31 protein-coding genes are annotated in these 26,480 nt (G+C 73.5%); 25 read left to right on the top strand and 6 right to left on the bottom strand.

All coding sequences use genetic code 11. From position 1 onward, the window contains the following. Positions 1-17: 17 nt before the first annotated feature. The 3 genes from AB0Q96_RS06135 (at position 18) to AB0Q96_RS06125 (ending at position 2,566) form a co-directional block, all read left to right on the top strand. Entirely contained in the window at positions 18-989 is a 972-nt protein-coding gene (locus AB0Q96_RS06135) for an ABC transporter ATP-binding protein (RefSeq protein ID WP_365322494.1), read from the top strand. Between the two features lie 112 nt (positions 990-1,101). Beyond that, a complete protein-coding gene (locus tag AB0Q96_RS06130) occupies positions 1,102-1,908 on the top strand; it encodes an ABC transporter permease (protein ID WP_365322492.1) in 807 nt (268 codons plus the stop codon). 34 nt (positions 1,909-1,942) lie between these two features. After that, on the top strand, positions 1,943-2,566 hold the full coding sequence (locus AB0Q96_RS06125) for a DUF2567 domain-containing protein (RefSeq protein WP_365322144.1): 624 nt from the start codon (positions 1,943-1,945) through the stop codon (positions 2,564-2,566). Positions 2,567-2,823: 257 nt separating this feature from the next. Here AB0Q96_RS06125 and ybaK read toward each other — a convergent pair whose 3' ends face one another. From ybaK to AB0Q96_RS06105, 4 genes are all read right to left on the bottom strand, one after another. Then, the gene (gene ybaK, locus AB0Q96_RS06120) at positions 2,824-3,321 is read right to left on the bottom strand and encodes a Cys-tRNA(Pro) deacylase (RefSeq protein WP_365322143.1); all 498 of its coding nucleotides are present in this window, start codon (positions 3,319-3,321) and stop codon (positions 2,824-2,826) included. A gap of 17 nt (positions 3,322-3,338) precedes the next feature. Beyond that, positions 3,339-4,076, bottom strand: a complete 738-nt coding sequence (locus AB0Q96_RS06115) for an LON peptidase substrate-binding domain-containing protein (protein ID WP_365322142.1) — start codon at positions 4,074-4,076, stop codon at positions 3,339-3,341. Positions 4,077-4,081: 5 nt separating this feature from the next. Then, entirely contained in the window at positions 4,082-5,149 is a 1,068-nt protein-coding gene (locus AB0Q96_RS06110) for a hypothetical protein (protein WP_365322140.1), read from the bottom strand. A 148-nt stretch (positions 5,150-5,297) separates the two neighbouring features. Further along, on the bottom strand, positions 5,298-6,899 hold the full coding sequence (locus AB0Q96_RS06105) for an oxidoreductase (RefSeq protein WP_365322138.1): 1,602 nt from the start codon (positions 6,897-6,899) through the stop codon (positions 5,298-5,300). Between the two features lie 179 nt (positions 6,900-7,078). On the opposite strand from AB0Q96_RS06105, the gene hisD reads away from it, so the two are divergent. From hisD to AB0Q96_RS06055, 10 genes are all read left to right on the top strand, one after another. Beyond that, positions 7,079-8,458 carry a histidinol dehydrogenase gene (gene hisD, locus AB0Q96_RS06100; RefSeq protein WP_365322136.1) on the top strand — a complete coding sequence of 460 codons (1,380 nt, stop codon included), beginning with the start codon at positions 7,079-7,081 and terminating at the stop codon, positions 8,456-8,458. Continuing rightward, positions 8,455-9,585, top strand: a complete 1,131-nt coding sequence (locus AB0Q96_RS06095) for a histidinol-phosphate transaminase (RefSeq protein ID WP_365322134.1) — start codon at positions 8,455-8,457, stop codon at positions 9,583-9,585. Before hisD ends, AB0Q96_RS06095 begins: the two co-directional genes overlap by 4 nt. Continuing rightward, on the top strand, positions 9,582-10,175 hold the full coding sequence (gene hisB, locus AB0Q96_RS06090) for an imidazoleglycerol-phosphate dehydratase HisB (protein ID WP_030211590.1): 594 nt from the start codon (positions 9,582-9,584) through the stop codon (positions 10,173-10,175). Before AB0Q96_RS06095 ends, hisB begins: the two co-directional genes overlap by 4 nt. A 2-nt stretch (positions 10,176-10,177) precedes the next feature. Beyond that, positions 10,178-10,342, top strand: coding sequence for a hypothetical protein (locus tag AB0Q96_RS06085; protein ID WP_365322132.1), 165 nt, complete (start codon positions 10,178-10,180; stop codon positions 10,340-10,342). After that, positions 10,339-10,983 (top strand): imidazole glycerol phosphate synthase subunit HisH, encoded by a 645-nt coding sequence (gene hisH / locus AB0Q96_RS06080; protein WP_365322130.1) that lies wholly within the window; start codon positions 10,339-10,341, stop codon positions 10,981-10,983. The genes AB0Q96_RS06085 and hisH overlap by 4 nt, the downstream gene beginning before the upstream one ends. Further along, the gene (priA, locus tag AB0Q96_RS06075; RefSeq protein WP_365322128.1) at positions 10,980-11,711 is read left to right on the top strand and encodes a bifunctional 1-(5-phosphoribosyl)-5-((5-phosphoribosylamino)methylideneamino)imidazole-4-carboxamide isomerase/phosphoribosylanthranilate isomerase PriA; all 732 of its coding nucleotides are present in this window, start codon (positions 10,980-10,982) and stop codon (positions 11,709-11,711) included. Before hisH ends, priA begins: the two co-directional genes overlap by 4 nt. Beyond that, a complete protein-coding gene (locus tag AB0Q96_RS06070) occupies positions 11,708-12,121 on the top strand; it encodes a RidA family protein (RefSeq protein ID WP_365322126.1) in 414 nt (137 codons plus the stop codon). The genes priA and AB0Q96_RS06070 overlap by 4 nt, the downstream gene beginning before the upstream one ends. Beyond that, complete coding sequence (gene hisF / locus AB0Q96_RS06065; RefSeq protein ID WP_365322124.1) at positions 12,118-12,873, top strand: imidazole glycerol phosphate synthase subunit HisF; 756 nt, start codon at positions 12,118-12,120, stop codon at positions 12,871-12,873. The genes AB0Q96_RS06070 and hisF overlap by 4 nt, the downstream gene beginning before the upstream one ends. Before the next feature lie 118 nt (positions 12,874-12,991). Then, the gene (locus tag AB0Q96_RS06060; protein WP_365322123.1) at positions 12,992-13,579 is read left to right on the top strand and encodes a helix-turn-helix domain-containing protein; all 588 of its coding nucleotides are present in this window, start codon (positions 12,992-12,994) and stop codon (positions 13,577-13,579) included. Between the two features lie 4 nt (positions 13,580-13,583). Further along, positions 13,584-14,825 carry an MFS transporter gene (locus tag AB0Q96_RS06055; protein ID WP_365322121.1) on the top strand — a complete coding sequence of 414 codons (1,242 nt, stop codon included), beginning with the start codon at positions 13,584-13,586 and terminating at the stop codon, positions 14,823-14,825. A gap of 124 nt (positions 14,826-14,949) precedes the next feature. Here the strand turns inward: AB0Q96_RS06055 and AB0Q96_RS06050 are convergent, their stop codons facing one another. After that, positions 14,950-15,726, bottom strand: a complete 777-nt coding sequence (locus tag AB0Q96_RS06050) for an alpha/beta hydrolase (protein ID WP_365322119.1) — start codon at positions 15,724-15,726, stop codon at positions 14,950-14,952. A 108-nt stretch (positions 15,727-15,834) separates the two neighbouring features. Here AB0Q96_RS06050 and AB0Q96_RS06045 point away from each other — a divergent pair, with 108 nt between their 5' ends. Continuing rightward, positions 15,835-16,368: a PadR family transcriptional regulator gene (locus AB0Q96_RS06045; protein WP_365322118.1), complete on the top strand. Its 534-nt coding sequence runs from the start codon at positions 15,835-15,837 to the stop codon at positions 16,366-16,368. 76 nt (positions 16,369-16,444) lie between these two features. Here AB0Q96_RS06045 and AB0Q96_RS06040 read toward each other — a convergent pair whose 3' ends face one another. Then, positions 16,445-17,080 (bottom strand): TIGR03085 family metal-binding protein, encoded by a 636-nt coding sequence (locus AB0Q96_RS06040; protein ID WP_365322116.1) that lies wholly within the window; start codon positions 17,078-17,080, stop codon positions 16,445-16,447. 84 nt (positions 17,081-17,164) lie between these two features. Between AB0Q96_RS06040 and hisI the strand changes: the two genes are divergently transcribed. The 11 genes from hisI to lgt all read left to right on the top strand — a co-directional run bounded on the left by hisI (position 17,165) and on the right by lgt (position 26,430). Then, positions 17,165-17,533, top strand: a complete 369-nt coding sequence (gene hisI, locus AB0Q96_RS06035) for a phosphoribosyl-AMP cyclohydrolase (protein ID WP_365322114.1) — start codon at positions 17,165-17,167, stop codon at positions 17,531-17,533. Positions 17,534-17,544: 11 nt separating this feature from the next. After that, entirely contained in the window at positions 17,545-19,038 is a 1,494-nt protein-coding gene (locus AB0Q96_RS06030) for an anthranilate synthase component I (protein ID WP_365322113.1), read from the top strand. 25 nt (positions 19,039-19,063) lie between these two features. Next, positions 19,064-19,723: a TIGR02234 family membrane protein gene (locus AB0Q96_RS06025; protein WP_365322111.1), complete on the top strand. Its 660-nt coding sequence runs from the start codon at positions 19,064-19,066 to the stop codon at positions 19,721-19,723. A gap of 114 nt (positions 19,724-19,837) precedes the next feature. Beyond that, positions 19,838-20,092: an HGxxPAAW family protein gene (locus tag AB0Q96_RS06020; RefSeq protein ID WP_365322109.1), complete on the top strand. Its 255-nt coding sequence runs from the start codon at positions 19,838-19,840 to the stop codon at positions 20,090-20,092. A gap of 158 nt (positions 20,093-20,250) precedes the next feature. After that, positions 20,251-20,658 carry a DUF2752 domain-containing protein gene (locus AB0Q96_RS06015; RefSeq protein ID WP_365322490.1) on the top strand — a complete coding sequence of 136 codons (408 nt, stop codon included), beginning with the start codon at positions 20,251-20,253 and terminating at the stop codon, positions 20,656-20,658. Positions 20,659-20,789: 131 nt separating this feature from the next. Next, entirely contained in the window at positions 20,790-21,599 is an 810-nt protein-coding gene (gene trpC / locus AB0Q96_RS06010) for an indole-3-glycerol phosphate synthase TrpC (RefSeq protein ID WP_365322107.1), read from the top strand. A gap of 8 nt (positions 21,600-21,607) precedes the next feature. After that, positions 21,608-21,859, top strand: a complete 252-nt coding sequence (locus AB0Q96_RS06005; protein WP_365322105.1) for a hypothetical protein — start codon at positions 21,608-21,610, stop codon at positions 21,857-21,859. Positions 21,860-22,361: 502 nt separating this feature from the next. Next, positions 22,362-23,609, top strand: coding sequence for a tryptophan synthase subunit beta (trpB, locus tag AB0Q96_RS06000; RefSeq protein WP_365322103.1), 1,248 nt, complete (start codon positions 22,362-22,364; stop codon positions 23,607-23,609). After that, on the top strand, positions 23,606-24,424 hold the full coding sequence (gene trpA, locus AB0Q96_RS05995) for a tryptophan synthase subunit alpha (RefSeq protein ID WP_365322101.1): 819 nt from the start codon (positions 23,606-23,608) through the stop codon (positions 24,422-24,424). The genes trpB and trpA overlap by 4 nt, the downstream gene beginning before the upstream one ends. 64 nt (positions 24,425-24,488) lie before the next feature. After that, the gene (locus tag AB0Q96_RS05990; RefSeq protein ID WP_365322099.1) at positions 24,489-25,319 is read left to right on the top strand and encodes a thioredoxin domain-containing protein; all 831 of its coding nucleotides are present in this window, start codon (positions 24,489-24,491) and stop codon (positions 25,317-25,319) included. 82 nt (positions 25,320-25,401) lie between these two features. Continuing rightward, entirely contained in the window at positions 25,402-26,430 is a 1,029-nt protein-coding gene (gene lgt, locus AB0Q96_RS05985) for a prolipoprotein diacylglyceryl transferase (RefSeq protein WP_365322097.1), read from the top strand. Positions 26,431-26,480 lie beyond the last annotated feature (50 nt).

Genomic DNA, 26,480 nt, shown 5'->3' with positions numbered 1-26,480 from the left:
CATCCCTCGTGAGTACGGTGTGCGTGGTGCGGGATCTGGTCAAGACGTACCCCGCCACGCGCGGCCGACGCGGAACACCCGCGACCCCCGAGGTGCGGGCCACCGACGGGATCAGCCTCGACGTGCGCGGCGGCGAGATCTTCGGCCTGCTCGGCCCCAACGGCGCCGGCAAGTCCACCCTCGTGCGCCAGCTGACCGGACTCATGCGCCCCGACTCCGGCACCGTCCGGATGCTCGGCCACGACCTGGTCCGCCACCCCGAGCGCGCCTCCCGGCTCCTCGCCCATCTCGGGCAGGAGTCCACCGCGCTCGACGAGCTCACCGTGGCCCTCGCCGCCGAGACCACCGGTCGGCTGCGCGGACTCGGCGCCCGGGAGGCCCGCGCCGAGCGCGACGCCGTCCTCGACGAGCTCGGCCTCGCGGAGATCGCCGGGCGCCCCCTGAAGAAGCTCTCCGGCGGACAGCGCCGGCTCGCCTGCGTCGCCGCCGCCCTCGTCGGCGAGCGGCCGGTCCTGGTCCTCGACGAGCCGACCACCGGCATGGACCCCGTCGCCCGCCGGGCCGTGTGGGCCGCCGTCGACCGGCGGCGCGCCGAACGCGGGGCCACCGTGCTGCTCGTCACCCACAACGTCATCGAGGCCGAGACCGTCCTCGACCGGGTCGCCGTCATCGACCGCGGCCGGGTCATCGCCTGCGACACCCCCGCCGGACTCAAGGAGCGGGTCGCGGGGGAGGTGCGGGTCGAGCTCGTCTGGCGCGAGCGGGCGCCCCTGGAGGTCCCCGAGGTCTCCGCGCTGCGCGGCTCCGCCCAGGAGTCGGGCCGCCGCTGGACGCTCCGGCTCGCCCCCGACGAGGCGCGCGCCGCGGTCGCCGCGGTGACCGGCGGGGCGGCCTTCGCGGCCCTCGACGACTTCACGCTGGCGACGCCGAGCCTGGAGGACGTCTACCTCGCGCTCGGCGGCGAGAACCGGGGACTGGTGAAGGCGTGACCCGACCGCACCGCCCGTCGCGCCCGCCGCGCCTGTCGTACCACCCGTCGCACCTGCCGTACCTGCCGCATTCCAGGAGCTGTACGAGTTGAGCACCCTGCCCGCGGAGGCCCTGCCCGCCGCCGCCCTCGGCGACCCGACCGGGGACGCGGAGGAGTACGCCCCCGCGCCCCTCGCCCCGCGCGCCCGGCTGCTGCCCGCGCTCGGCGCCGTGTACCGCGCGCAGCTGTCGCGCGCCCGGGTCTCCCGGATCCCGCTGCTCTTCGTGGCGACCTTCCAGTCGATCGGGATCATGGTCCTGATGCGGGGGGTCGTGGACGGCGGTACGGAGGCGCGGGCCGTGGTGGCCGGCTCCGCCGTCCTCGTCGTCGCCTTCGTCGCGCTCAACCTGCTCGCCCAGTACTTCGGGCAGCTGCGGGCCGGCGGCGGACTCGACCACTACGCGACGCTGCCCGTGCCGCCCGCCGCCGTGGTGCTGGGCGCGGCCGGGGCGTACGCCTCCTTCACCGTGCCCGGGACCGTCGTGACCGCCGTCGCCGGCTCCGTCCTGTTCGGGCTGCCGCTCGGGCACCTGTGGATCCTGGCCGCGGTCGTGCCGCTCTCCGGCGCCGCCCTCGCCGGGCTCGGCGCCGCCCTCGGACTGCTCGCGCCGCGCCAGGAACTGGCCACCCTGCTCGGACAGCTGGGCATGTCGGCGGCGCTGCTGCTCGGCGTCCTGCCGCCCGACCGGCTGCCCGGCCCGTTCGGCTGGGCGCGGGACCTGCTGCCCTCCACGTACGGGGTGGAGGCCCTGGCCCGTACCTTCGACGCGCACCCGGACTGGACGGCCGTCTGCCGCGACCTCGCCGTGTGCGGGGCGGTGGGCGTCCTCTCGCTGGCCGTCGCGACCTGGGCGTACCGTCGGGCGGCGGTCCGCTGAGGCGGCGCACAGGGACACCTGGCACGATGGCGTGGTGACCGCACCTCTGACTCCGCCGCACCAGCCGCCGCACGACTCCCAGTGGCCCGCGCCCTACCCCGCGCAGGACGCGCGGGACGGCGTCCCGAGCACCGGCACCGAGCTGCGGCAGGCCGCCGTGATCGCCGCCGTCTCCGGTGTGGCGGGGGCCCTGCTCGGACTGCTGTGGCTGTGGCTCGCGCCGCGGGTCACCCTGATCTCGGACGGCAAGGCGGTCTTCCTGCGCAACAGCGAGGGGGAGGCGGCGATCGGCATGGACGGAACGTTCGTCCTGATCGCCCTCGGCTTCGGCGCGGTCGCCGCGGCCCTCGTCTTCCTCGTCCACCGGCACGGCGGCATCGCCCTCGTCCTCGGGCTCGCCCTCGGCGGTGTCCTCGGCTCGCTCCTCGCCTGGGGCACCGGGGTCTGGCTCGGGCCCGACCGCGACGTCGTCGCGCACGCCAAGGCGGTCGGCCCCAACGTCGACTTCCAGGCGCCGCTGGAGCTCAACATGGCGGCCGCGGCGATGCTGGCCTGGCCCATCGCCGCGATGATCGTGCACCTCGCGCTGACCGCCCTCTTCGGCCCCCGCGACCCGGAGCCCGAGGACGAGGCCTGGCCCCCGCTGCCCAGCGCTTGAGCCGGACCGCTCCGCAGGGCTTGCGCCGGGACCGCTGCCCAGCGCTTGAGCCAGACCGCTCCGCAGGGCTTGAGCCGGGACCGCTGCCCAGCGCTTGAGCCGGACCGCTCCGCAGCGCTTGAGCCGGGACCGCTGCCCAGCGCTTGAGCCGGACCGCTCCGCAGCGCTTGAGCCGGGACTGCTGCCCAGCGCCGGTCGGGACCGGGCGCGCACCCGCGCCCGCTCCGGCGTCCGTCCCGCGCCCGACGGCCGTCGGCTCAGCCGCGGCCGATCGGGGCCAGCACCGCCCGCGTGAGGGCCGCCAGGTCCTGCGGGGCGAGCTCCACCTCCAGGCCCCTGCGGCCCGCCGAGACGCAGATCGTGAGGTGCTCCTCGGCCGAGCTGTCCAGGACCGTGCGCAGCTGCTTGCGCTGGCCCAGCGGCGAGATGCCGCCGCGGACGTAGCCGGTGGTGCGCTCGGCCGCGGCCGGGTCCGCCATCGCGGCCCGCTTGCCGCCCACCGCCGAGGCCAGCGCCTTCAGGTCCAGCTGGCCCGCCACCGGGACCACCGCGACCGTGAGCTCGCCGTCCACGTCGGCGACCAGGGTCTTGAAGACCCGGGCGGGGGAGACGCCCATGGCCTCCGCCGCCTCCTCGCCGTACGACGGGGCCGCCGGGTCGTGGTCGTAGGAGTGCAGGGTGTACGCGGTGCCCGCCGCCGTCAGCGCCACCGTCGCCGGGGTGCCGCCGGTGTTCTTCTTCTGCTTCTTCGCCACGGAGTCCTCTCCAGAGGTCAGTTCTGGCTGGTCGGCGCCCGGGTCAGGTCCACCGCCGGCAGCGACGGCAGATGGCGCAGGACCGCCGTCTCCGCGCGCAGCAGCGACAGCTCCTCGCGCAGCCGGGTCGCCGTGTCCGGCGCCTGCAGCAGCCGCTGCTTGGCCGGCGTGTCCAGGACCGCGGCCGCCGCCACCAGGTACGACACCACCGAGGGGTCGTCCGGCAGCTCACTGGTCGTCAGGGACCGCTCGCGCGCCCCGGCCAGCCGCTTCTGGTAGTTCCGGAAGGCGCGCAGCACGCCCTCGGCCAGGGTGCCGGCCTCGTCGCCCTGCTCCTCGGGGATCTCCTCCAGCTCGGCCGTCAGGAACGGGCCGCTGGCGTCGACCGAGAGCAGCTTCACCCGGGTCGTGCCGGTGGCCATCACCTCGAAGCCGCCGTCCGGGCGCTCCCGGATCTGGGCCGCGTCGGCGATGCAGCCGACCCGATGGAAGGCCTGGATCGGGTCCGGGCCGAAGCCGGCGGTGGGGCCCTTCTCGGGCAGCGCCGTCTGGTCCGGCAGGCCGGGCGCCGTCGGCGCGACCTCCCGGCCGTCCCGGATCGCCACGACCGCGAAGCGCCGCGGCTCGGAGTCGTCGGTCTTGAGCAGTTCGCGCATCATGGCGCGATAACGCTGCTCGAAGACGTTGAGCGGCAACACGAGGCCCGGGAACAGCACCGCGTTGAGCGGGAACAGGGGCAGGCGAGCGGTGGTCACAGCGGTCAAGCGTAATGGCCGTCCGGGCCGTCTCCACCGGCCCGGTCCCCCCGGTCCGCCGCCGGCACCCGATCGGGGTGCGCCGCGCGCAGCCGGGTACGGCGGGCCACCGCGTGGACGGCCGTCGTCCGGGCCTCCAGAAAGGCGCGCAGCGGGTCGTCGGCGAGCTGCGTCCACGGGAACGAGGTGGCCAGGGTCCCGATCCGCCCGAACTCCGTCAGGGCGTCGTGCCAACGGCCCCGCGCCACCAGGACGTGCACCAGCAGATTGCGCACCTCCGCCGGCCACGGGTCGCCCGCCGGGTACTCCGCCGACAGTTCCAGCGCCCGGTCGGCCGCAGCGTCGACCCGGTCGCCCACCACCCCGTGGCCCGGCCCGGCGAGCAGCTGCGCGAAGGCGGCCCGCACCGGCAGGGCCTGGACCAGCGAGCCGGGCCGCGCGTCCTCCGCGGCCTGCTCGGCGAAGTCGAAGCACTCGCGGTGCGAGCCGTACCACTGCGCCGACAGGTACTTGAGGGCGGCGACATGGCAGCCGTAGTGGTGCGGGGCGCGGCGCACGGCCTGCTCCCACAGCGCCTCGAAGTCGGTGTGCGGGGCGTGGGTGCCGCGCGCGTGGTCCAGGGCGAGCCGCCACGGCACCGGGTCGCTCGGCGCGGCCCCGGTCGCCGCGTCGATCAGCGGCCCGAGCTCGCGCAGCCGCTCGGCCCTGGCCGGCGACTCCCAGGCCCTGCGCACCGCGAGCTGCGCCTTGACGAGCAGGGCGTCCGGGTCGCGCGGGGCGGCGGAGAGCCAGTGCCGCAGCCACTCGTCCCGGCGGTACGCGAAGGTGCTCAGCCGGGTGACGTAGCGGTCGCGGTCCTCCCAGTCGGCGGCGTCCCGGGTGGTGGCGAGCAGCTTGGCGGCCGGCTCCGGGTCGGCCTGGGCGGCGGCGACCAGGGCCGGCGCCAGTCTCGCGTCCGGTACGTCGAGCAGCACGTCGTCGTCCGGCGGGAGCCCGGCGGTGAGGCGCGGGGCGTGCCGGACCATGCGGGCGGTGCCGATCAGGGCGCGGAGCAGTGACATGGTGCGAAACATTGAAAACCGCAGGTGAGGGCCGCGCCAGTGGGGGACTGTGAAGACTTGGTGGCGGCCGGAAGGTTGTTCTGGCGAGGGTCAAGACAGCGTAAAGAAAGGGGCGGGGTGGTGCTCGTCCGGCCCCCTGATCCTCACGATTCCCGCGCGACTACCCCCGTCTCAGCAGCCGCGAGGCCCCCGCCGCCACCGTCGTCGCCAGCACCCAGCCGAGCAGGATCAGCACCGTCGAGGCCCACTGCCAGAAGCCCTCCATGCGCCAGTAGCCGGCCTGGCCCAGGTCGATCACCGGGAGCAGCACGTCGAGGGAGTAGAGGGTGGCGCTCCACTTCGGCGCCTCGCCCGGTTTCAGCGCCACCGGGTCGTAGTGCGAGAAGGCGTAGGCCCCGGCCGCCCACAGCACCGCCATCCACAGCATGGCCCGCCCCGGGCGGTACCCGTAGGCCACCGCCAGGTCCTGGACGTACCCCCACAGCTTCCCGGCGACCGGCAGGGTCTCCCGGCGCCGCCGCTGCTTGGCGAGCAGCACCACCCGCGCGTCGGCGTCCTCGCCGCTGTTGCGCAGCACCGTGGCCAGCCGCTCGTACGGCTCTGGCGCGTACTCCGGGGTGGCCGCCGAGACCCACTCGAGGCGCCGGCTCAGCGGGAAGTGCCCGTACGGCACGAGGTTCTCGTAGACGAAGCCGCTGAGCGCCAGGCCGCCCGGGCCCGGCCAGCTGGTGGACAGGTCGATGAGCGTCACCACCTTCGCCCCGTTGAGCACCACCCGGCCCTCCTCGGGCCGCTCGCCGTTGAAGCGCAGCTCGGGCGTGACGATCCGGCGCAGCGACAGCTCCTCCCGCCGGGAGCCGTCCAGCAGGAAGCGGGCGTAGTGCAGGTCCACCGAGTCGCCGAAGCGCCCGTCGTCCAGCCGCACCCCGCCGTGGCACTCGACGGGCTTGCGCCGGGCGCCCTGCGACGGGGTCACCCCGTAGGGCGGGGTGGCCGTCGCGTCGCCCGAGGCGTCGTACACCCAGGCCGCGTTCAGGTAGAGCGTGCGCTCGACCGTCAGCTGCGGCGCGTTCAGCGCGCGGCGCTGCTGGGCGCCGCGCAGCACGCTGCCCCGCAGGCTCAGCGACACGCCGACCTTCGCCCCGCGCAGGCTCACCTCCCCGTACGTCTCGATCAGCTCGGCCTGGAGGTCCTGCGCGACCACCAGTCCGTCCGCGGTGATCGCCCGGCCGCGCCGGTCCGGCCACACCCGGATCTGGTTGATCAGCAGGTCCGTGCCGATCTGGGCGTCCGTCAGGCGGATGCCGCGCTCGACCCGGCAGCGCGGCAGGTGCAGGTCGCCCGCCGTGTGCAGGCGCGCCGCCTCCAGCCGGGGTATCGCGCACTCGACCAGCCGCAGCGTCCCGAATTTGGCCTCGGGCAGCACCACCTCGCCGTCGAAGCGACAGCCGTTCATCTCCACGTACGGCCCTATCGTGCCGCCCGCCAGGTTGAGCACCCCGGTGATCCGCGCCCCGCGCAGCTTGAGCGCCGCGACGCGCCCGGAGCGGGCCGGCGGTCCGTCGAGCAGCAGCAGCGCCACCACCTCGGCCCGTACGCTGCGCTCCGCGCCCCACACCACCTGCCGGTCGAACGGGTCGTCCCGCTCCGCGACCCCCTCCCTGAGATCACACGCCTTGCCGATCCGGAACGCCCTCCACATGAACCGCTCCGGGCCGGTCAGGCCCTCCGGCACTCCGTCGTCCACGCGCGGCTCGGTCACTGCCGCCCCCTCGCTTTCCACGACTCCGCTTCGCTTCCCCGGATTCGTACAGCCGTTCTTCCCGCTGAGTGACGGACTGAACGCTAACGGTCAGGAGTGGCGACAAGACGCCAGAGTGGCCCGTATCAGCCAGTGATACGGGCGTCCGGGGGCTGTGGGGCGTCTGCGAGAATTGACCCGTGATCTCTCGAATCGATCTGCGCGGCGCGTCCCTCCCCGAGGGTGCCGCCCTGCGCGACCTGCTGCCCCGTGCCGAGTTCGACGTGGAAGCCGCCCTGGAGAAGGTGCGGCCGATCTGCGAGGACGTCCGGCATCATGGCGCCGCAGCGGTGATCGACTACGGGGAGAAGTTCGACGGCGTCCGCGTCGAGAACCTGCGCGTGCCCGCCGAGGCCCTCACCCGCGCCCTCGACGAGCTCGACCCGGCCGTCCGTGCCGCCCTTGAGGAGTCCATCCGGCGCGCCCGCATGGTCCACCGCGCGCAGCGCCGCACCACCCACACCACCCAGGTCGTGCCCGGCGGCACCGTCACCGAGAAGTGGATCCCCGTCGAGCGCGTCGGCCTGTACGTGCCGGGCGGGCGTTCGGTGTATCCCTCATCCGTGGTGATGAACGTTGTGCCTGCGCAGGAAGCGGGCGTAACGTCGCTTGCCGTGGCCTCGCCGCCCCAGGCGCTTCCCCGCACCAGCGGGGATGATCCCGGCTTTGGCGGACTGCCTCACCCGACGATCCTGGCTGCCTGTGCCTTGCTTGGGGTGGACGAGGTCTACGCCGCCGGCGGCGCCCAGGCCATCGCCATGTTCGCGTACGGCACCTCCAGCGGCTCCGACACCTCCGACGCGCCCGGCTGCGCCCCCGTCAACCTGGTCACCGGCCCCGGCAACATCTACGTCGCCGCCGCCAAGCGCTTCCTCAAGGGCCGGATCGGCATCGACGCCGAGGCCGGTCCCACCGAGATCGCGATCCTCGCGGACTCCACCGCCGACCCGGTGCACGTCGCCGCCGACCTGATCAGCCAGGCCGAGCACGACCCGATGGCCGCCTCCGTGCTCGTCACCGCCTCCGAGGAGCTCGCCGAGGCCGTCGAGGCCGAGCTCAAGACCCAGGTCGCCGCCTCCAAGCACGTCGACGACCGGATCGTCCCGGCGCTGGCCGGCCGCCAGTCCGCGATCGTCCTGGTCGACGGCCTGGAGGAGGGCTTGCGGGTCGTCGACGCCTACGGCGCGGAGCACCTGGAGATCCAGACCGCCGACGCCGCCGCCGTCGCCGACCGGGTCCGCAACGCGGGCGCGATCTTCGTCGGCCCCTGGGCCCCGGTCTCCCTCGGCGACTACTGCGCCGGCTCCAACCACGTCCTGCCCACCGGCGGCTGCGCCTGCCACTCCTCGGGCCTGTCCGTGCAGTCCTTCCTGCGCGGCGTGCACATCGTGGACTACACGCGCGACGCGCTCGCCGAGGTCGCCCACCACGTGGTGACCCTCGCCGAGGCCGAGGACCTGCCCGCGCACGGCGCCGCCGTCAAGGCGCGCTTCGGATGGAAGGTGCCGGAGAGCAAGTGACCACGTACGACACGGTCGGCATCGACGACCTCCCCATCCGCGACGAGCTCAGGGGCAAGTCGCCCTACGGCGCGCCCCAGCTCGACGTGCCCGTCCAGCTGAACACCAACGAGAACCCGTACCCGCTGCCCGAGCCCCTGGTGGCCCGGATCGCGGAGCGGGTCGCCGAGGCCGCCCGCGGCCTCAACCGCTACCCCGACCGGGACGCGGTCGAGCTGCGCACCGAGCTCGCCCGCTACCTCACCCGTACCGCGAAGCACCCGGTGTCCCTCGGCAACGTGTGGGCCGCCAACGGCTCCAACGAGGTGCTCCAGCAGCTGCTGCAGACCTTCGGCGGGCCCGGCCGCACCGCGATCGGCTTCGAGCCCTCGTACTCGATGCACGCCCTGATCGCCCGCGGCACCGGCACCCACTGGATCTCCGGCCCCCGCAACGAGGACTTCACCATCGACCTCGCGGCGGCCGAGCGGGCCATCGCGGAGAACGCGCCGGACGTCGTCTTCGTCACCTCGCCCAACAACCCCACCGGCACGGCGGTCGACGCCGGGACCGTCCTCGCGCTGTACGAGGCCGCCCAGGCCGCCAAGCCCTCGCTGGTGGTCGTCGACGAGGCGTACGTCGAGTTCAGCCACCGCGACTCGCTGCTGCCCCTCATCGAGGGCCGCCCGAACCTGGTGGTCTCCCGGACCATGTCCAAGGCGTTCGGCGCCGCCGGACTGCGCCTGGGCTACCTCGCCGCCCACCCCGCCGTGGTCGACGCCGTCCAGCTGGTGCGCCTGCCGTACCACCTGTCGGCCGTCACCCAGGCCACCGCGCTGGCCGCCCTGGAGCACACCGACACCCTCCTCGGGTACGTCGAGCAGCTCAAGGCCGAGCGCGACCGCCTCGTCACCGAGCTGCGGGCGATCGGCTACGAGGTCACCGATTCCGACGCCAACTTCGTCCAGTTCGGCCGCTTCGACGGAGCGGAGGGCTCCCACGCGGCCTGGCAGAAGATCCTCGACCGGGGCGTCCTGGTCCGGGACAACGGCGTACCGGGCTGGCTGCGGGTCACCGCGGGCACCCCCGAAGAGAACGACGCGTTCCTCGACGCGGTTCGTGAGTTGAAGAAGGAGCAGGACGCATGAGCCGGGTAGGCCGCGTTGAGCGCACCACCAAGGAGACCTCCGTCGTCGTCGAGATCGACCTCGACGGCACCGGAAAGGTCGATGTGTCGACCGGGGTCGGGTTCTACGACCACATGCTCGACCAGCTCGGCCGGCACGGTCTGTTCGACCTGACCGTGAAGACCGACGGCGACCTCCACATCGACTCGCACCACACGATCGAGGACACCGCCCTCGCCCTCGGCGCCGCCTTCAAGCAGGCGCTCGGCGACAAGGTCGGCATCTACCGCTTCGGCAACTGCACCGTCCCGCTGGACGAGTCGCTCGCCCAGGTCACCGTCGACCTCTCCGGCCGCCCCTACCTGGTGCACACCGAGCCCGAGAACATGGCGCCGATGATCGGCTCCTACGACACGACGATGACCCGGCACATCCTGGAGTCCTTCGTCGCCCAGGCGCAGATCGCCCTGCACGTCCACGTGCCGTACGGGCGCAACGCCCACCACATCGTCGAGTGCCAGTTCAAGGCGCTCGCCCGCGCCCTGCGCTACGCCTCCGAGCGCGACGTCCGCGCCGCCGGGATCCTCCCCTCCACGAAGGGCGCGCTGTAACCGTGAACGGCCTCTCCACCATCCTGATCGTCGTCGGGCTCTTCCTGCTCGGCGGCATCTACTCCTTCGCCAAGCAGAAGATGCCCAAGGGCCTCATCGTGCTGCTCTCCTTCGGCGCGTTCATGTGTCTGGCGGCCGGTGTGCTGCGGCTGGACGTGTGGTCATGAGCGGCGGCCCCAAGAAGGTCGTCGTCTTCGACTACGGCTTCGGCAACGTCCGCTCCGCCGAGCGTGCCCTCGCCCGGGTCGGCGCCGACGTCGAGATCACCCGCGACTACGAGCGCGCCATGAACGCCGACGGCCTGCTGGTCCCCGGTGTCGGCGCCTTCTCCGCCTGCATGGAGGGCCTCAAGGAGGCCCGCGGCGAGTGGATCATCGGGCGCCGGCTCTCCGGCGGCCGCCCGGTCATGGGCATCTGCGTCGGCATGCAGATCCTCTTCGCCCGCGGCATCGAGCACGGCGTGGAGACCGAGGGCCTCGACGAGTGGCCCGGTTCGGTCGAGCCGCTGGAGGCGCCGGTCGTGCCCCACATGGGCTGGAACACGGTCGACGCGCCCGCGGACAGCGAGCTGTTCGCCGGCCTCGACGCCGACACCCGCTACTACTTCGTGCACTCCTACGGGGTGCGCAGGTGGGAGCTGGAGGTCGGCAACCCGCACATCCGTGCCCCCAAGGTGACCTGGTCCACCCACGGCGAGCCGTTCGTCTCCGCGGTGGAGAACGGGGCCCTGTGGGCGACCCAGTTCCACCCCGAGAAGTCCGGCGACGCCGGCGCCCAGCTCCTCACCAACTGGATCGGAATCCTGTGACCAGCGCGCTCGAACTCCTCCCCGCCGTCGACGTCCGCGACGGCCAGGCCGTCCGCCTCGTGCACGGCGAGTCCGGCACGGAGACCTCCTACGGCTCCCCCCTGGAGGCCGCCCTCGCGTGGCAGCGCTCCGGCGCCGAGTGGCTGCACCTGGTCGACCTGGACGCCGCCTTCGGCACCGGCGACAACCGGCAGCTGGTCCGCGAGGTCACCGAGGCCATGGACATCAAGGTCGAGCTCTCCGGCGGCATCCGCGACGACGCCACGCTCGCCGCCGCCCTCGCCACCGGCTGCACCCGCGTCAACCTGGGCACCGCCGCCCTGGAGACGCCCGAGTGGGTCGCCAAGGTCATCGCCGAGCACGGCGACAAGATCGCCGTCGGCCTGGACGTGCGCGGCACGACCCTGCGCGGCCGCGGCTGGACCCGCGACGGCGGCGACCTGTACGAGACGCTGGCCCGCCTCGACTCCGAGGGCTGCGCCCGGTACGTCGTCACCGACATCGCCAAGGACGGCACCCTCCAGGGCCCCAACCTGGAGCTCCTGAAGAACGTCTGCGCGGCCACCGACAAGCCCGTCGTCGCCTCCGGCGGCGTCTCCTCCCTGGACGACCTGCGGGCCCTGTCCGGCCTGGTGTCGCTGGGCGTCGAGGGCGCGATCGTCGGCAAGGCGCTGTACGCGAAGGCGTTCACCCTGGAGGAGGCCCTCAAGGCGGTGGCGGCCGTATGAGCGACTCCGTGCGCAAGGTCGTGACCGGCGCCCCCTGGGAGGAGCAGTTCGGCTACTCCCGCGCGGTGGAGCTGCCGAACGGGACCGTCCTGGTCGCCGGCTGCACCTCCGTGGTGGGCGGCGCGATCGCCGACGGCGGCCCGTACGAGCAGACCGTCAACTCCTTCGACGTGGCCTTCGCCGCCCTGAAGCAGCTGGGTCTGGGCGCCGAGCACGTCGTCCGCACCCGCATGTACATCACCCACGCGCGGGACGTGGACGAGGTCGGCCGGGCCCACAAGGAGCTCTTCGACGCCGTCCGCCCCGCCGCGTCCATGATCATCGTCTCCGGCTTCGTCGACCCCCGTCTGGTCGTCGAGGTCGAGGTCGAGGCGTACCGCCCGGCGGCCACCGAGGGAGGCGCCGCATGAGTCTCGCCGTACGCGTGATCCCCTGCCTGGACGTGGACAACGGCCGGGTCGTCAAGGGCGTCAACTTCCAGAACCTGCGGGACGCGGGCGACCCCGTCGAGATGGCCAAGCTGTACGACGCCGAGGGCGCCGACGAGCTCACCTTCCTCGACATCACCGCCTCCTCGGGCAACCGGGAGACCACCTACGACGTGGTGCGCCGCACCGCCGAGCAGGTCTTCATCCCGCTGACCGTCGGCGGCGGGGTCCGCTCCGCCGGGGACGTCGACAAGCTGCTGCGGGCCGGCGCGGACAAGGTGGGCGTGAACACGGCCGCCATCGCCCGCCCCGAGCTGATCCGTGAGATCGCCGAGCGCTTCGGCCGTCAGGTCCTCGTCCTGTCGGTCGACGCCCGCCGCACCGCGACGGGCTCCTTCGAGGTCACCACGCACGGTGGCCGGCAGGGCACCGGCATCGACGCGGTCGAGTGGGCGCACCGGGCCGCCGAGCTGGGCGCGGGCGAGATCCTGCTCAACTCGATGGACGCGGACGGCACGAAGGACGGCTACGACACCGAGATGATCGCGGCCGTGCGCAAGCACGTGACCGTGCCGGTGATCGCCTCCGGCGGCGCCGGCAAGCTGTCCGACTTCCCGCCGGCCATCGAGGCGGGCGCGGACGCGGTGCTCGCGGCCTCGGTCTTCCACTTCGGTGATCTGCGGATCGGCGAGGTCAAGCAGGCGCTGAAGGAGGCGGGCCGACAGGTCCGCTGATCGCAGGCTGTGCGGAGAGGCCCCCGGGATCCCGGGGGCCTCTCCCTTTGGTGGATGTGCAGGATTATTTGCGCAACATCCATTGCGCAAGGTTTCCTGTCTATCTAGAGTTCCTGACATGACCTCGTCGGAGAACCGCCGGATCACCGATCTCGGCACCCTCAAAGCCATCTCCCACCCGCTGCGGATGCGCCTCTACCGCGCCCTCTTCGTCGCCCGCACCGCCACCGCCTCGCAACTCGCCGACCAGGTCGACGAGGCCGTCTCCCTCGTCAGCTACCACCTGCGCAAGCTGGCCGACCACGGCCTCATCGAGGAGGCCGAGAATCAGTCCGCCGACGGCCGCGAACGCTGGTGGCAGCCCAGCTCCTACGGGTTCAGCGTCCACGAGCAGGACCTCCGGGACGCGCCCGAACTCGCCGCCGCGAGCACCGCGTTCGGCCGCACGATCAACGCGCAGCGCACCGAGATGCACAGCCGCTTCCTCGACGAGCGGCACACCTGGCCCGAGGCATGGCGGGCCGCCGCCATGAGCTCCGAGTGGCTGCCCCGGCTCACCGCCGCCGAACTCGCCGGGCTCGGCGCCGAACTCGACGAGGTCGTCAGGAAGTACGACGAGCGGGCCCGCGCCGCCGAGGCCGCGGGCGACACCGAGGGACGCGAGAACGTCGCCGTCCACCTCTTCGGCTTCCCGTACCGGGGCTGACCCGATGACCACCGCCGCGGCCCCGGCCGCCGCCCCCGCGCGCCCCGCCCACCGCGACCCGAACGTCCTGCGCTGGACCGGCGCCTACACCGCCTCCACCCTCGGCGACAGCGTCTACCACCTGGCCCTGTCCTGGACCGTCGTCAGCACCGGCACCCCCGCCCAGGCCGGACTCGTCATGGCCGTCAGCGCCGTGCCCCGGGCCCTGCTCATGCTCGGCGGGGGAGTGGTCGCCGACCGCCTCGGCCCGCGCCGCGTCGTCATCGGCTCCGACGCCGTCCGCTGCCTCGTCGTCCTCGGCCTCGCCGCGACCCTCTTCCTCACCTCGCCCGGCCTGTGGGCGCTCGCCGCCGTCGCCCTCGTCTTCGGCACCGTCGACGCCCTGTTCCTGCCCGCGGTCGGCGCCCTGCCGCCACGGATCGCCCCGCCCGACCAGCTGGCCCGCATCCAGGGCCTGCGCGGCCTCGCGTACCGCAGCGGCGCCGTCCTCGGCGCCCCGCTCGGCGGCCTCGCGGTCGCCGTCGGCGGCCCGGCCACCGCCTTCGGGGCCGCCGGAGCGCTCTTCGCCCTCTCGATCCCCCTGCTGAGCACGCTGCGCCTCCGCCCGCTCCCCGCCCGCGACCCGGCCCGCGACGGCACCGCCCTGAGCGACCTCGCCGACGGGCTGCGCTACCTGCGCGGGCACCGCGTCCTCGGCCCGCTGATGGTCATCGTGCTCCTCAGCGACCTCGGCTTCGCCGGCCCCCTCAACGTCGGCCTCGCCGTCCTCGCCGAGCAGCGCGACTGGGGCGCCTCCGGCATCGGCTGGATCCTCGCCGGCTTCGGCACCGGAGCGGGCTCCGCCGCGCTGCTCCTGACGGTACGGGGGCACGTGCCCCGCGCCGGGGCCGTCAGCGGCTGGACGATGACCCTGGGCGCCGTCGCGATCGGCGCCCTCGCCTACGCGCCGGTCCTGCCCGTCGCGGTCGCCGTCGCCCTCGCCATCGGCCTGCTCGCCGGCCTCTCCGGCGCGCTGTGCAACGCCCTCGTCCAGACCCACTGCGAGCCCGCCTACCTGGGTCGCGTCACCGCCGTGGCGGGCCTCTGCTCCCTCGGCCTCGCCCCGCTCGGCTACCCGCTCACCGGCGCGGCGATCGGCCTGTGGGGCCTCGGCCCGGTGTACGTCGTCAGCGCGGCCGTCTGCGCCGTCTCGGGGATCTACGGCCTCGTCGTCCCGGCGGTCCGCAGGGCCGAACTCCCGCGCTAGGGCCCAACTGCCGAGCTAGGGCCGGTCGTCGCGGGGCGGACGGGAGGGCGGCGACGGGCCTTGGGGTCCGGCGTCACAGGTGTCACGGCGTCACGGGTGTCACGGCGTCACGGGTGTCACGACGTCACGCCGGGCTCGTCGCCGGTTCCCCCACCAGGGCGCGGGTGAAGGCGTCGGGGTTGTCGAACATGATGTTGTGTCCGGCGTCGGGGACGGTCACCACGTCCACGCCCGCGGCCCTGAGCCGGTCGGCTCCCGCGAGTTCGCCGCTGAGCCGGCCCTGGAGGTAGACGCGCTCGACGCGGGTGTTGCGGAGCAGCAGTTCCCGCAGGGCCGGATCGGTGCCCCGTACGAGGTGTGCGGCGGTGCGGTGCAGGGCCAGGGGGTCGGCGAGGCGCATCGTCGCCGCCCAGGTGGGGCCGACGCGCTCGAGGACGCGGGCGAAGCCGCCGCCCCGCACGAACTCGTCCTCGGTGTGCGCGGCGATGAGGCTGCTGCCCGCCTGGGGCGGCGGGAAGGGGTCGAGGTTGGCCTCGGTGACGACCAGGCGGGAGACGAGGTCGCTCCTGCGGTCGGCGAGGACGATGGCGACCGATCCGCCCATGCTGTGGCCCGAGATCACGCCGCCGCGCACCCCGGCCGCGTCGAGCGCCGTGGCGAGCGCGTCCGCGTAGTCCTCCAGGGCGTAGCCGAAGTCGGCGGGCCGGTCGCTGATGCCGTGGCCCGGCAGGTCCACGAAGAGGATCCGGCGGCCCGTGAACTCGGGGCGGGCCGCGAGGTGGGCGTGGTAGACGGTCGAGGCGGCGCCCAGACCGTGCACGAACACCGTCGCCGGCCCCTCGCCGGGCGTCTCGGTCCACCGGATCACACTGCCCCGCGCGTCGAATCGGGCCTCACGCACTGTCCACTCCCCACCGCGGCCCGCACGGGCCGCCGACTCGGGCGACTGTACATCGGTAACGTAGTACTACGCCATCGATGTACACCGCTGATGGGCGAGAATGCGGGCATGCTGGAACTGTCCCTGCTCGGATTCCTCTACGAAGCACCCCTGCACGGCTACGAGCTGCGCAAGCGCATCACCGCCCTCACCGGCCACGTCCGCCCGGTCGGCGAGTCCACGCTGTATCCGGCGATCAAACGCCTGGAGAAGGCCGGGCTCCTCACGCGTGAGACCCGGCAAGGCCCCGCCGCCGCACCCCGCCAGGTGCTCAGCCTCACCGCCGACGGCAAGCGGGAGCTGCGCCGGAGGCTCGCCGGGCCCGAGGACACACAGATCACCGACGAGAACCGCTGGTTCGTGCTGCTGACCTTCCTGCGCCACCTGGACGACCCGGCCGCCCAGGCCGAGGTGCTGCGGCGCAGGCTGGCCTTCCTGCGGGAGCCGGCCAGCTTCTTCTACGACGGCGACCGCCCGCTGCGCGCCGAGGAGCTGGACGACCCCTTCCGGCGCGGCGTCCTGACCGTGGCCCGCGCCACCTCCCAGGCGGAGCTGACCTGGCTCACGGCGACCCTCGCCGAACTGGAGCGGGCTTCCTCCTGACCGGGCGCGCCGGAGGAAGGAGGGGGAGGGAGACAGGAGGGGGAGGAGGGAGGCGGGGGACTCGGGTCCGGCGGCCTCAGATTCCCAGCTGCTTCGCCTCGTGCAGCCGGTCCACCGCCTCCTGGTCGCCCTCCAGGGCCACCTTCGCCACGTCCTGGCGGCCGAACAGGAACATCGTCAGCTCGCCCGGCTCGCCGGAGACCGTCACCACCGGGGTGCCCTTGTGCGCCACCGCCGTCTGTCCGTTCGGGCGGCGCAGCACCAGCCCGACCGGGGCCTTGCGGCCCAGCAGCCGGGCGGACTTCTCCAGGCGCGACCACAGCGCGTCGGAGAAGACCGGGTCGAGTTCGCGCGCCGACCACTCCGGCTGCGCCCGGCGCACGTCCTCGGCGTGGACGTAGAACTCCACCACGTTCGCGCCCTCGTCCACCTGCTTGATCGTGAACGGCGAGAGCCGTGGCGGGCCCGTACGGATGAGCTGGACCAGCTCCTCGTACGGCTTCTCGGCGAACTCCGCCTGCACCCGCTCCAGCCGGGCCTTCAGCGCCGGCACCACCGAACCGGCCGCCGCGTCCGGGCGGCGCTCGCGCACCACCACATGGGCCGCCAGGTCCCGGGTCCGCCACCCCTCGCAGAGCGTGGGGGCGTCCGGACCGGCCGCCTCCAACAGGTCGGCGAGCAGAAGGCGTTCACGCTTGGCATGGGTCGACATGTCCGCCAGGGTACGGCGGCGCCCACCGGTCCGCCCAGTGGACGCACCGCCGGACATCCCCGCCCGGCGCGGCAGAATGGCGGCATGAGCAGCACGCCCCGCACCCCCAGCGACCTCGACCCGGCCATCGCCGCCCGCCTCAAGCGGAGCGAGGACGGCCTGATCCCCGCCATCGCCCAGCAGTACGACACCGGCGAGGTGCTCATGCTCGGCTGGATGGACGACGAGGCCCTGCACCGCACCCTCACCACCGGCCGTTGCACCTACTGGTCCCGCAGCCGCCGGGAGTACTGGGTCAAGGGCGACACCTCCGGCCACGTCCAGCACGTCCGGTCCGTCGCGCTCGACTGCGACGCCGACACCCTGCTGGTCACGGTCGACCAGGTCGGCGCCGCCTGCCACACCGGGGCCCGGACCTGCTTCGACGCCGACGTCCTCCTCGCGGCCGAGTAGGGTCTGGCGCCATGGATCTCGAGCACTTCCGCAAGCTGGCGGCCGACCGCCGCGTCATCCCCGTCAGCCGCAGGCTCCTCGCGGACGGCGACACCCCGGTCGGGCTCTACCGCAAGCTGGCCGCCGAACGCCCCGGCACCTTCCTCCTCGAATCCGCGGAGAACGGACGCAGCTGGTCCCGCTACTCCTTCATCGGGGTCCGCAGCGACGCGACCCTCACCGTCGAGGACGGCCAGGCCCACTGGCTCGGCACCCCGCCGGTCGGCGTCCCCGTCGACGGCGACCCGCTCGCCGCCCTCAAGGCGACCGTCGAGACCCTGCACACTCCACGAGACCTCGCGGGCGGCATGCCCCCGTTCACCGGCGGCATGGTCGGCTACCTCGGCTACGACATCGTGCGCCGCCTGGAGCGCATCGGCGAGCACGGCGGCGACGACCTCCGGCTGCCCGAGCTCACCATGCTGCTCACCAGCGACCTCGCCGTCCTCGACCACTGGGACGGCACGGTCCTGCTGATCGCCAACGCGATCAACCACAACGACCTGGAGACCGGCGTCGACGAGGCGTACGCGGACGCCGTCGCCCGCCTCGACGCGATGGAGGCCGACCTGGCCCGCCCGGTCGCCACCGTCCCCGCCGCCCTGCCCGCCTCCGAACTCCCCGAGTTCTCCGCCCTGTGGGGCGGCCCGGCCTACCAGGACGCCGTCGAGGACATCAAGGAGCGCATCCGGGCCGGCGAGGCGTTCCAGGTGGTGCCCTCGCAGCGCTTCGAGACCCCGTGCGCCGCCTCCGCCCTGGACGTGTACCGGGTCCTGCGGGCCACCAACCCCTCCCCGTACATGTACCTCTTCCGCTTCGAGAACGGCTTCGACGTCGTCGGCTCCTCGCCCGAGGCGCTGGTCAAGGTCGAGGACGGGCGGGCGATGGTCCACCCCATCGCCGGCACCCGGCACCGCGGGGCCACCCCGCAGGAGGACCACGACCTCGCCGAGGAACTCCTCGCCGACCCCAAGGAGCGCGCCGAGCACCTCATGCTCGTCGACCTCGGACGCAACGACCTCGGCCGGGTCTGCGAGCCGGGCTCCGTCGAGGTCGTCGACTTCATGTCGATCGAGCGGTACTCGCACGTCATGCACATCGTCTCCACCGTGACCGGCCGGGTCGCCGAGGGGAGGACCGCCTTCGACGTGCTCACCGCCTGTTTCCCGGCCGGCACCCTCTCCGGCGCGCCCAAGCCCCGCGCGATGCAGATCATCGAGGAGCTCGAACCCACCCGCCGCGGCCTGTACGGCGGATGTGTCGGGTATCTCGATTTCGCCGGGGACTCCGACACGGCCATCGCCATCCGCACCGCGCTGCTGCGCGACGGCACCGCGTACGTGCAGGCGGGCGCCGGTGTCGTCGCCGACTCCGACCCGGTCGCCGAGGACAACGAGTGCCGCAACAAGGCGGCGGCGGTGCTCCGCGCCGTCCACACGGCCAACCGGATGACCACGACCGGATGAACGCACGGGGAGCCGGTAGGGGATAGTGGGGTACGTGAGTGCCGTACCCGTACCCCAGCCCCGAGCCGCCCGCACGGGCGGCGCCGCCTCCTCCTCCGGAGCCCGTCGCAGTCTGGCCGCGGCCCTCCTGCTCGGCGCCCTCGGAGCCACCGTCGTGCTGCTCTCCGCGGGCCAGATCTGGGCCGAGGGCACCGCGGCCGTCGGCGGCGGCGCGGTTCCCGTGCACGCCGACGGCGGCTCCGTCACCGGCGTGCCGACCGCGCTCGCGATCGTCGGCCTCGCCGCGCTCGTCGCCGTCTTCGCCGTCCGCCGCACCGGCCGCACCCTGGTCGCCGCCCTGCTCGCCCTCAGCGGCGCGGGCGCGGCCCTCGCCGCCGTCCTCGGCGCCTCCGACAGCGCCGCCCTGGACGCCGAGGCGGCCCGCATCAGCGGCAACACCGCCGCCGTCGTCGACGGACTCAGCCACACCGTCTGGCCGTACGTGACCGCCGCCGGCGCCGTCCTCATCCTGGCCGCCGGACTCTTCGCCCTGCGCTACGGCAAGGCCTGGCCCGCGATGGGCGGCCGCTACGAGCGCTCCGGCGCCCCGCGCGCGACGCGCCGTCCCGCGACGGCCGATCCGGACCGGCCCGAGGACCTGTGGAAGGCCCTCGACCGCGGCGAGGACCCCACCCACGGCGACTGACGGCCGGACCCCGAGCGCGACGCGTGATCGTTCGGGCACCCCGATTCATCTCCGCGCCCCCATGTGCGGAAGAATGAGGCGTCACCACCGAGCAACATCAACGAGGAGCAACTCATGGCGGGCAGCGCCCACGGACACACCCCGGCCGCCTGGACCGGTGTCATCATCTCCTTCATCGGCTTCTGCATCGCCGGAGTCTTCATGGTGGCCGCCAACGTGCCCGGTTTCTGGGGCGGCATCGGCGTCATCGTCCTCGGCGGCATCGTCGGCGGCGTGATGAAGGTCGCGGGCCTCGGCATGCCGAAGCAGTCGGCCGCCGTCGTCGCCGCCCGTGAGGCCGCCACCGAGAGCATCAAGGCGCGCGCCTGACGCCCCGGGCTCACTCCGATGGCGCAGTCCCGCGACGCGGGGCTGCGCCATCGCGCGTCCCGGGCGAGAATCACCGGGTGGACGCGAAGCCGACGGCGGCAGCCGAGACCGAACCCGTACGGGCCCCCTGGGCGCCGCCCGGCCCGTACCCCCTCCCCGTGCCGCCCAAGCCCCTCGCCCGGCGGCTGCTCGCCCCGCTCGGCTCGCTCGCCGGGGTCGCCGCGGCCTTCGCGTACGTGGGGACGGTCGACCCCAACGAACCCGGCCACTACCCGGTCTGCCCGCTGCTCCGCTTCGCCGGGATCTACTGCCCCGGCTGCGGCGGTCTGCGCAGCGCCCACGCCTTCGTCCACGGCGACCTCGGCGCCGCCCTCGGCGCGAACGCCCTGGCCGTCGTCGGCTACGGCGTCTTCGCGGTCGTCATGACCGTCTGGCTGGTTCGCGCAGTCAAGGGGACCCCGATGCGCCTGGCGGTCTCCCCGGTCCTCTGGTGGGGCGTCGGGGCCGTTCTGGCCGTTTTCACCCTGGTGCGGAACCTTCCGTTCGGCTCCGCGCTGGCCCCCTGAAGTCCCAGCAGGTGGGACGCGTCGCGAACCGATGCGGGTCAGGGGCCCACCTGCGGATACCATCGACTTGGCTGAACACTGTTCCCCGGCGTTCATCAACACCGTCACCGTCCCGGAAGGGGGCCTCTCGCGTGAGTGTGCTCGACGAGATCATCGAAGGCGTGCGCGCCGACCTCGCAGAGCGGCAGGCGCGGGTCTCCCTCGATGAGCTGAAGGACCGCGCCGCCAAGGCGCCGCAGGCCAAGGACGGCGTCGCCGCACTGCGCGGGGACAGCGTCAAGGTGATCTGCGAGGTCAAGCGCTCCAGCCCGTCCAAGGGCGCCCTCGCCGCCATCGCCGACCCGGCCGCGCTCGCCGCGGACTACGAGGCCGGCGGCGCCGCCGTCATCTCCGTCCTCACCGAGCAGCGCCGCTTCGGCGGCTCCCTCGCCGACCTGGAGGCCGTCCGCGCCCGGGTCGACATCCCCGTGCTGCGCAAGGACTTCATCGTCACCGCGTACCAGCTGTGGGAAGCGCGGGCGTACGGGGCGGACCTCGCGCTCCTCATCGTCGCCGCCCTGGAGCAGGAGGCCCTGGTCTCCCTCATCGAGCGCGCCGAGTCCATCGGCCTGACCCCGCTGGTCGAGGTCCACGACGAGGACGAGGTCGAGCGGGCCGTCGAGGCCGGCGCCCGGATCATCGGCGTCAACGCGCGCAACCTGAAGACCCTCCAGGTCGACCGCTCCACCTTCGAGCGCGTCGGGCCCGAGATCCCGGACCACATCGTCAAGATCGCCGAGTCCGGCGTCCGCGGCCCGCACGACCTGATCGCCTACGCCAACGCCGGGGCCGACGCGGTCCTGGTCGGCGAGTCGCTGGTCACCGGCCGCGACCCGAAGGCCGCCGTCGCCGACCTCGTCGCCGCCGGCGCCCACCCGGCCCTGCGCCACGGCCGGAGCTGACCTCCGCCATGACCGTCCGACGCGCCACGCCGACCCCGCCAGAGGTCCCGTCGGCGCGCCGTACCCTCCTCCGCACCGCCGCCGCGCCCGCCCACGCCCCGCTGGCCCGGGGCTGTCGGCCGCGCGGCTGCCGCGCACCCGCCCGCCGTGTCCACGGCCGCCGGGTCCGGTACGTGATCGGCGACGAGCCCGGCCAGGTCAACGGCATGCGATGGCGCCCGCGCCCCGCGCGCACCCTCACCCACACCACCCACACGTAGTCCCGCCCACGCCCCGGGCCCCGCCTTCCGCCACCCGCACCCGCAACGGGGCGGCCGTCCCACACCCGTGGGCGACCAGCCACCCCGAGCCAGTGCGGGCAGCCGACCAGCCCCGAGTGCTCGCCTCGTCCACCCCCGTGTGGGCAATCGTCCCGCAGGGCGGGACGGGTGGGCACACGGGACGGCGCCCATTGCGGGCGCCTCCGCTCCTAGTGCCTCGGCCCGCACCACCAGGGCGCCGCACCGGGGGCGGGGCTACAGGCGCGGAAGCCTAGGCCCGGCAAGGGGCGCCGTTCCGTTGTGCCCACCCGTTCCGCCCCAGCGGAACGATTGCCCACAACGGGGGGCGCAGGCCCGAAAGGGTGGGCGTCGCCCCGGCGGGGCGATGGCCCACAACGGGGGCCGGAGGCCCAGGCCGGGCGGTGACGCTCGTGGGGGAGGTGTCGTGTGGGGTCGCGCGCATACCGTGACCATCATCAGCACGCGTCCCAGGAGCAACCGCATGTCCAGCGAGTTCTTCATTCCAGACCCGGAGGGTCAGATCCCCTCCCCCGAGGGCTACTTCGGCGCCTACGGCGGCAAGTTCATCCCGGAGGCCCTCGTCGCCGCCGTCGACGAGGTCGCGGTCGAGTACGACAAGGCCAAGGCCGACCCCGAGTTCGCCCGCGAGCTCAACGACCTGATGGTCAACTACACCGGCCGCCCCAGCGCCCTCACGGAGGTCCCGCGCTTCGCCGAGCACGCCGGCGGCGCCCGCGTCTTCCTCAAGCGCGAGGACCTCAACCACACCGGCTCGCACAAGATCAACAACGTGCTCGGCCAGGCCCTGCTCACCAAGCGCATGGGCAAGACCCGCGTCATCGCGGAGACCGGCGCCGGCCAGCACGGCGTCGCCACGGCCACCGCCTGCGCCCTGTTCGGCCTCGACTGCACCATCTACATGGGCGAGATCGACACCCAGCGCCAGGCCCTCAACGTGGCCCGCATGCGCATCCTCGGCGCCGAGGTCATCGCGGTGAAGTCCGGCAGCCGCACCCTCAAGGACGCCATCAACGAGGCGTTCCGCGACTGGGTCGCCAACGTCGACGACACCCACTACCTCTTCGGCACCGTCGCCGGCCCGCACCCCTTCCCGGCCATGGTCCGCGACTTCCACCGCGTCATCGGCGTCGAGGCCCGCCGCCAGATCCTGGAGCGCGCCGGCCGCCTGCCCGACGCGGCCGTCGCCTGCGTCGGCGGCGGCTCCAACGCCATCGGCCTCTTCCACGCGTTCCTCCCGGACGCCTCCGTCCGCCTGATCGGCTGCGAGCCGGCCGGCCACGGCGTCGAGACCGGCGAGCACGCGGCCACCCTGACCGCGGGCGAGCCCGGCATCCTGCACGGCTCCCGCTCGTACGTCCTCCAGGACGACGAGGGCCAGATCACCGAGCCGTACTCGATCTCCGCCGGACTCGACTACCCCGGCATCGGCCCCGAGCACGCCTACCTCAAGGACAGCGGCCGGGGCGAGTACCGCGCCGTCACCGACGACGCCGCCATGCAGGCCCTGCGCCTGCTCTCCCGTACCGAGGGCATCATCCCGGCCATCGAGTCGGCGCATGCCCTCGCCGGGGCGCTGGAGATCGGCAAGGAGCTCGGCAAGGACGCCCTGCTCCTCGTCAACCTCTCCGGGCGCGGCGACAAGGACATGGACACCGCGGCCCGCTACTTCGGGCTGTACGACAACGGAGCCGAGGGGGGCGCCAAGTGACCGGGAACACGCAGCTGCTCAGCGACACCCTGGCCGAGGCCAAGGCCGAGAACCGGGCCGCGCTCATCGCCTACCTCCCGGCCGGGTTCCCGACCGTGGACGGCGGCATCGCCGCCATCAAGGCCGTCTTCGACGGCGGCGCCGACATCGTCGAGGTCGGCCTGCCGCACAGCGACCCGGTCCTCGACGGTCCGGTCATCCAGACCGCCGACGACATCGCCCTGCGCGGCGGCGTCAAGATCGCCGACGTCATGCGCACGGTCCGGGAGGCCCACGAGGCCACCGGCAAGCCGGTCCTCGTCATGACCTACTGGAACCCCATCGACCGCTACGGCGTCGAGCGCTTCACCGAGGAGCTCGCCGCGGCCGGCGGCGCGGGCTGCATCCTGCCCGACCTGCCGGTCCAGGAGTCCGCGCTCTGGCGCGAGCACGCCGACAAGCACGGTCTCGCGACCGTCTTCGTCGTCGCGCCCAGCAGCAAGGACGAGCGGCTCGCCACGATCACCGCGGCCGGCTCCGGCTTCGTCTACGCGGCCTCCCTCATGGGTGTCACCGGCACCCGCGAGTCGGTCGGCGCGCAGGCGTCCGACCTGGTCCGCCGCACCCGGGCCACCTCCGGCCTGCCCGTCTGCGTCGGACTCGGCGTGTCGAACGCGCGCCAGGCGAAGGAGGTCGCCGCCTTCGCCGACGGCGTCATCGTCGGCTCCGCCTTCGTGCAGCGGATCCTCGACGCCGACGGCGACGAGCGCGCCGGACTCGACGCCGTAAGGGAACTGGCGGCCGAACTCGCCGAAGGCGTGCGCCGCACCCCGTAACCCATACGGGTGGATTCCGGACCGGGGAGGCACGGTGGTGCCTCCCCGGTTCGTTGCTGTGGGCGTGAGCGAGAAGAACAATGGCGGTACCCAGAGCGCGCGGGAGCGCCTCCAGCAGCAGCGGCAGCGCGACAAGGCCCGCGAGAAGCAGCGGCGCGTCCTCATCGTGTCGGCCGCGGTCGTCGGCGTCCTCGGCCTGGCCGCGGTCGTCGGAGTGATCGCCGCCAACAGCGGCGGCAAGGACAGCTCCGACAAGGCCGGCCCCGTGGTCGCCCCCACCGGAGCCATCGGCGGCGACAAGCCCGCCATCCCCCAGGGCAGGCCGGACGCCCCGTCCACGCTCGCGATCTGGGAGGACTTCCGCTGCCCGGCCTGCGCGCAGTTCGAGAACTTCTTCCGGGACACCGTCCACGAGCTGGAGGCGTCCGGCGCCGTCAAGGCCGAGTACCACCTCGCCACCCTCATCGACGGGAACATGGGCGGCAGCGGCTCCCTGCGCGCCGCCAACGCGGCGGCCTGCGCCCAGGACGCCGGGAAGTTCACGCAGTACCACGACGTGCTCTACATCAACCAGCCGCAGGAGACCGACGACGCCTACGCGAAGAACGACAAGCTCATCGAGCTCGCCGCGAAGGTCCCCGGTCTCGACACCCCCGCCTTCCGCAGCTGCGTCCAGGACGGCACGCACGACGCCTGGGTGAAGAAGTCGAACGACGCCTTCAAGGCCAGCGAGTTCACCGGTACGCCGTCCGTCCTGCTCAACGGGGAGTCGATCTTCCCGCAGAAGGGGAACGAGCAGATCTCCGCGGAGAACCTGAAGAAGTGGGTCGCCGAGGCCAACAAGGGCAAGAAGGCCGGCACGGCCTCCCCGGCCGCCGGATCCGCCGCCCGCTGACCTCGTCCGTCACGGTAGTTACGGAGAAGTTGCCGGGCAGGCTGCCGCAGGGCCCGCCCGGCAAGGTAGCGTCGGACCTGCCATGGACCTTGCCTACATTCCCAGCCCGTCGACCGGCGTGATCCACCTCGGACCGATCCCGCTGCGCGGCTATGCCTTCTGCATCATCATCGGTGTCTTCGTCGCCGTCTGGCTCGGCAACAAGCGCTGGATCGCCCGGGGCGGCACCGCCGGCACCGTCGCCGACATCGCCGTCTGGGCCGTGCCCTTCGGCCTCGTCGGCGGCCGGCTCTACCACGTGATCACCGACTACCAGCTGTACTTCAGCGAGGGTGAGAACTGGGTAGACGCCTTCAAGATCTGGGAGGGCGGCCTCGGTATCTGGGGCGCCATCGCCCTCGGTGCCGTCGGCGCCTGGATCGGCTGCCGCCGCCGCGGCATCCCGCTCCCGGCGTACGCGGACGCGATCGCGCCCGGCATCGCCCTCGCCCAGGCCATCGGCCGCTGGGGCAACTGGTTCAACCAGGAGCTCTACGGCAAGCCGACCGACCTGCCCTGGGCGCTGAAGATCACCGCGGGCCCCAACCGCGAGGCCGGCCTCTACCACCCGACCTTCCTCTACGAGTCGCTGTGGTGCGTCGGTGTCGCGCTCCTGGTCATCTGGGCGGACCGCCGCTTCAAGCTGGGCCACGGCCGCGCCTTCGCGCTGTACGTCGCGGCGTACTGCGCGGGCCGCGTGTGGACCGAGTACCTGCGCGTCGACGAGGCCCACCACATCCTCGGCCTGCGGCTGAACGTGTGGACGGCGATCATCGTCTTCGTCCTCGCGGTCGTCTACATCGTCATCTCGGCGAGGATCCGCCCGGGCCGCGAGGAGATCGTGGAGCCGAAGGCGAACAAGCCCGAGAAGGGCGAGAAGACCGAGAAGGACGAGAAGTCCGACGACGTCGCGGGTGAGAAGGCGGACGGCGACGACAAGGCCGCCGACGGCGACCCCGGCCCGGACGACGCGCCGGCGAAGGCGGCGAAGGACGAGCCTTCGGACGCCCCGGCCGAGGACGCCGCCGCCAAGGACGGCGCGGACAACGGCGCCGGCGCGGGCGGGCGCTGACCCGGCCCACTGACCCGGCCCACCGATGCGGCCGACCGACACGGCGAAGG

This window comes from Streptomyces sp. NPDC093111, assembly GCF_040683955.1.
Lineage (GTDB): Bacteria > Actinomycetota > Actinomycetes > Streptomycetales > Streptomycetaceae > Streptomyces.
This window is presented reverse-complemented; position numbering and strand designations above follow the sequence as displayed.

Coding starts and splice junctions, on each gene's coding strand:
- AB0Q96_RS06040 (WP_365322116.1), bottom strand. CDS start 17,080: ATGTCGACCCATGCCAAGCGTGAACGCCTTCTGCTCGCCGACCTGTTG.
- hisF (WP_365322124.1), top strand. CDS start 12,118: ATGAGTCTCGCCGTACGCGTGATCCCCTGCCTGGACGTGGACAACGGC.
- hisH (WP_365322130.1), top strand. CDS start 10,339: ATGAGCGGCGGCCCCAAGAAGGTCGTCGTCTTCGACTACGGCTTCGGC.
- hisI (WP_365322114.1), top strand. CDS start 17,165: ATGAGCAGCACGCCCCGCACCCCCAGCGACCTCGACCCGGCCATCGCC.
- AB0Q96_RS06045 (WP_365322118.1), top strand. CDS start 15,835: ATGCTGGAACTGTCCCTGCTCGGATTCCTCTACGAAGCACCCCTGCAC.
- lgt (WP_365322097.1), top strand. CDS start 25,402: ATGGACCTTGCCTACATTCCCAGCCCGTCGACCGGCGTGATCCACCTC.
- AB0Q96_RS06110 (WP_365322140.1), bottom strand. CDS start 5,149: ATGTTTCGCACCATGTCACTGCTCCGCGCCCTGATCGGCACCGCCCGC.
- AB0Q96_RS06055 (WP_365322121.1), top strand. CDS start 13,584: ATGACCACCGCCGCGGCCCCGGCCGCCGCCCCCGCGCGCCCCGCCCAC.
- AB0Q96_RS06030 (WP_365322113.1), top strand. CDS start 17,545: ATGGATCTCGAGCACTTCCGCAAGCTGGCGGCCGACCGCCGCGTCATC.
- trpB (WP_365322103.1), top strand. CDS start 22,362: ATGTCCAGCGAGTTCTTCATTCCAGACCCGGAGGGTCAGATCCCCTCC.
- AB0Q96_RS06070 (WP_365322126.1), top strand. CDS start 11,708: ATGAGCGACTCCGTGCGCAAGGTCGTGACCGGCGCCCCCTGGGAGGAG.
- hisB (WP_030211590.1), top strand. CDS start 9,582: ATGAGCCGGGTAGGCCGCGTTGAGCGCACCACCAAGGAGACCTCCGTC.
- AB0Q96_RS06060 (WP_365322123.1), top strand. CDS start 12,992: ATGACCTCGTCGGAGAACCGCCGGATCACCGATCTCGGCACCCTCAAA.
- AB0Q96_RS06020 (WP_365322109.1), top strand. CDS start 19,838: ATGGCGGGCAGCGCCCACGGACACACCCCGGCCGCCTGGACCGGTGTC.
- AB0Q96_RS06005 (WP_365322105.1), top strand. CDS start 21,608: ATGACCGTCCGACGCGCCACGCCGACCCCGCCAGAGGTCCCGTCGGCG.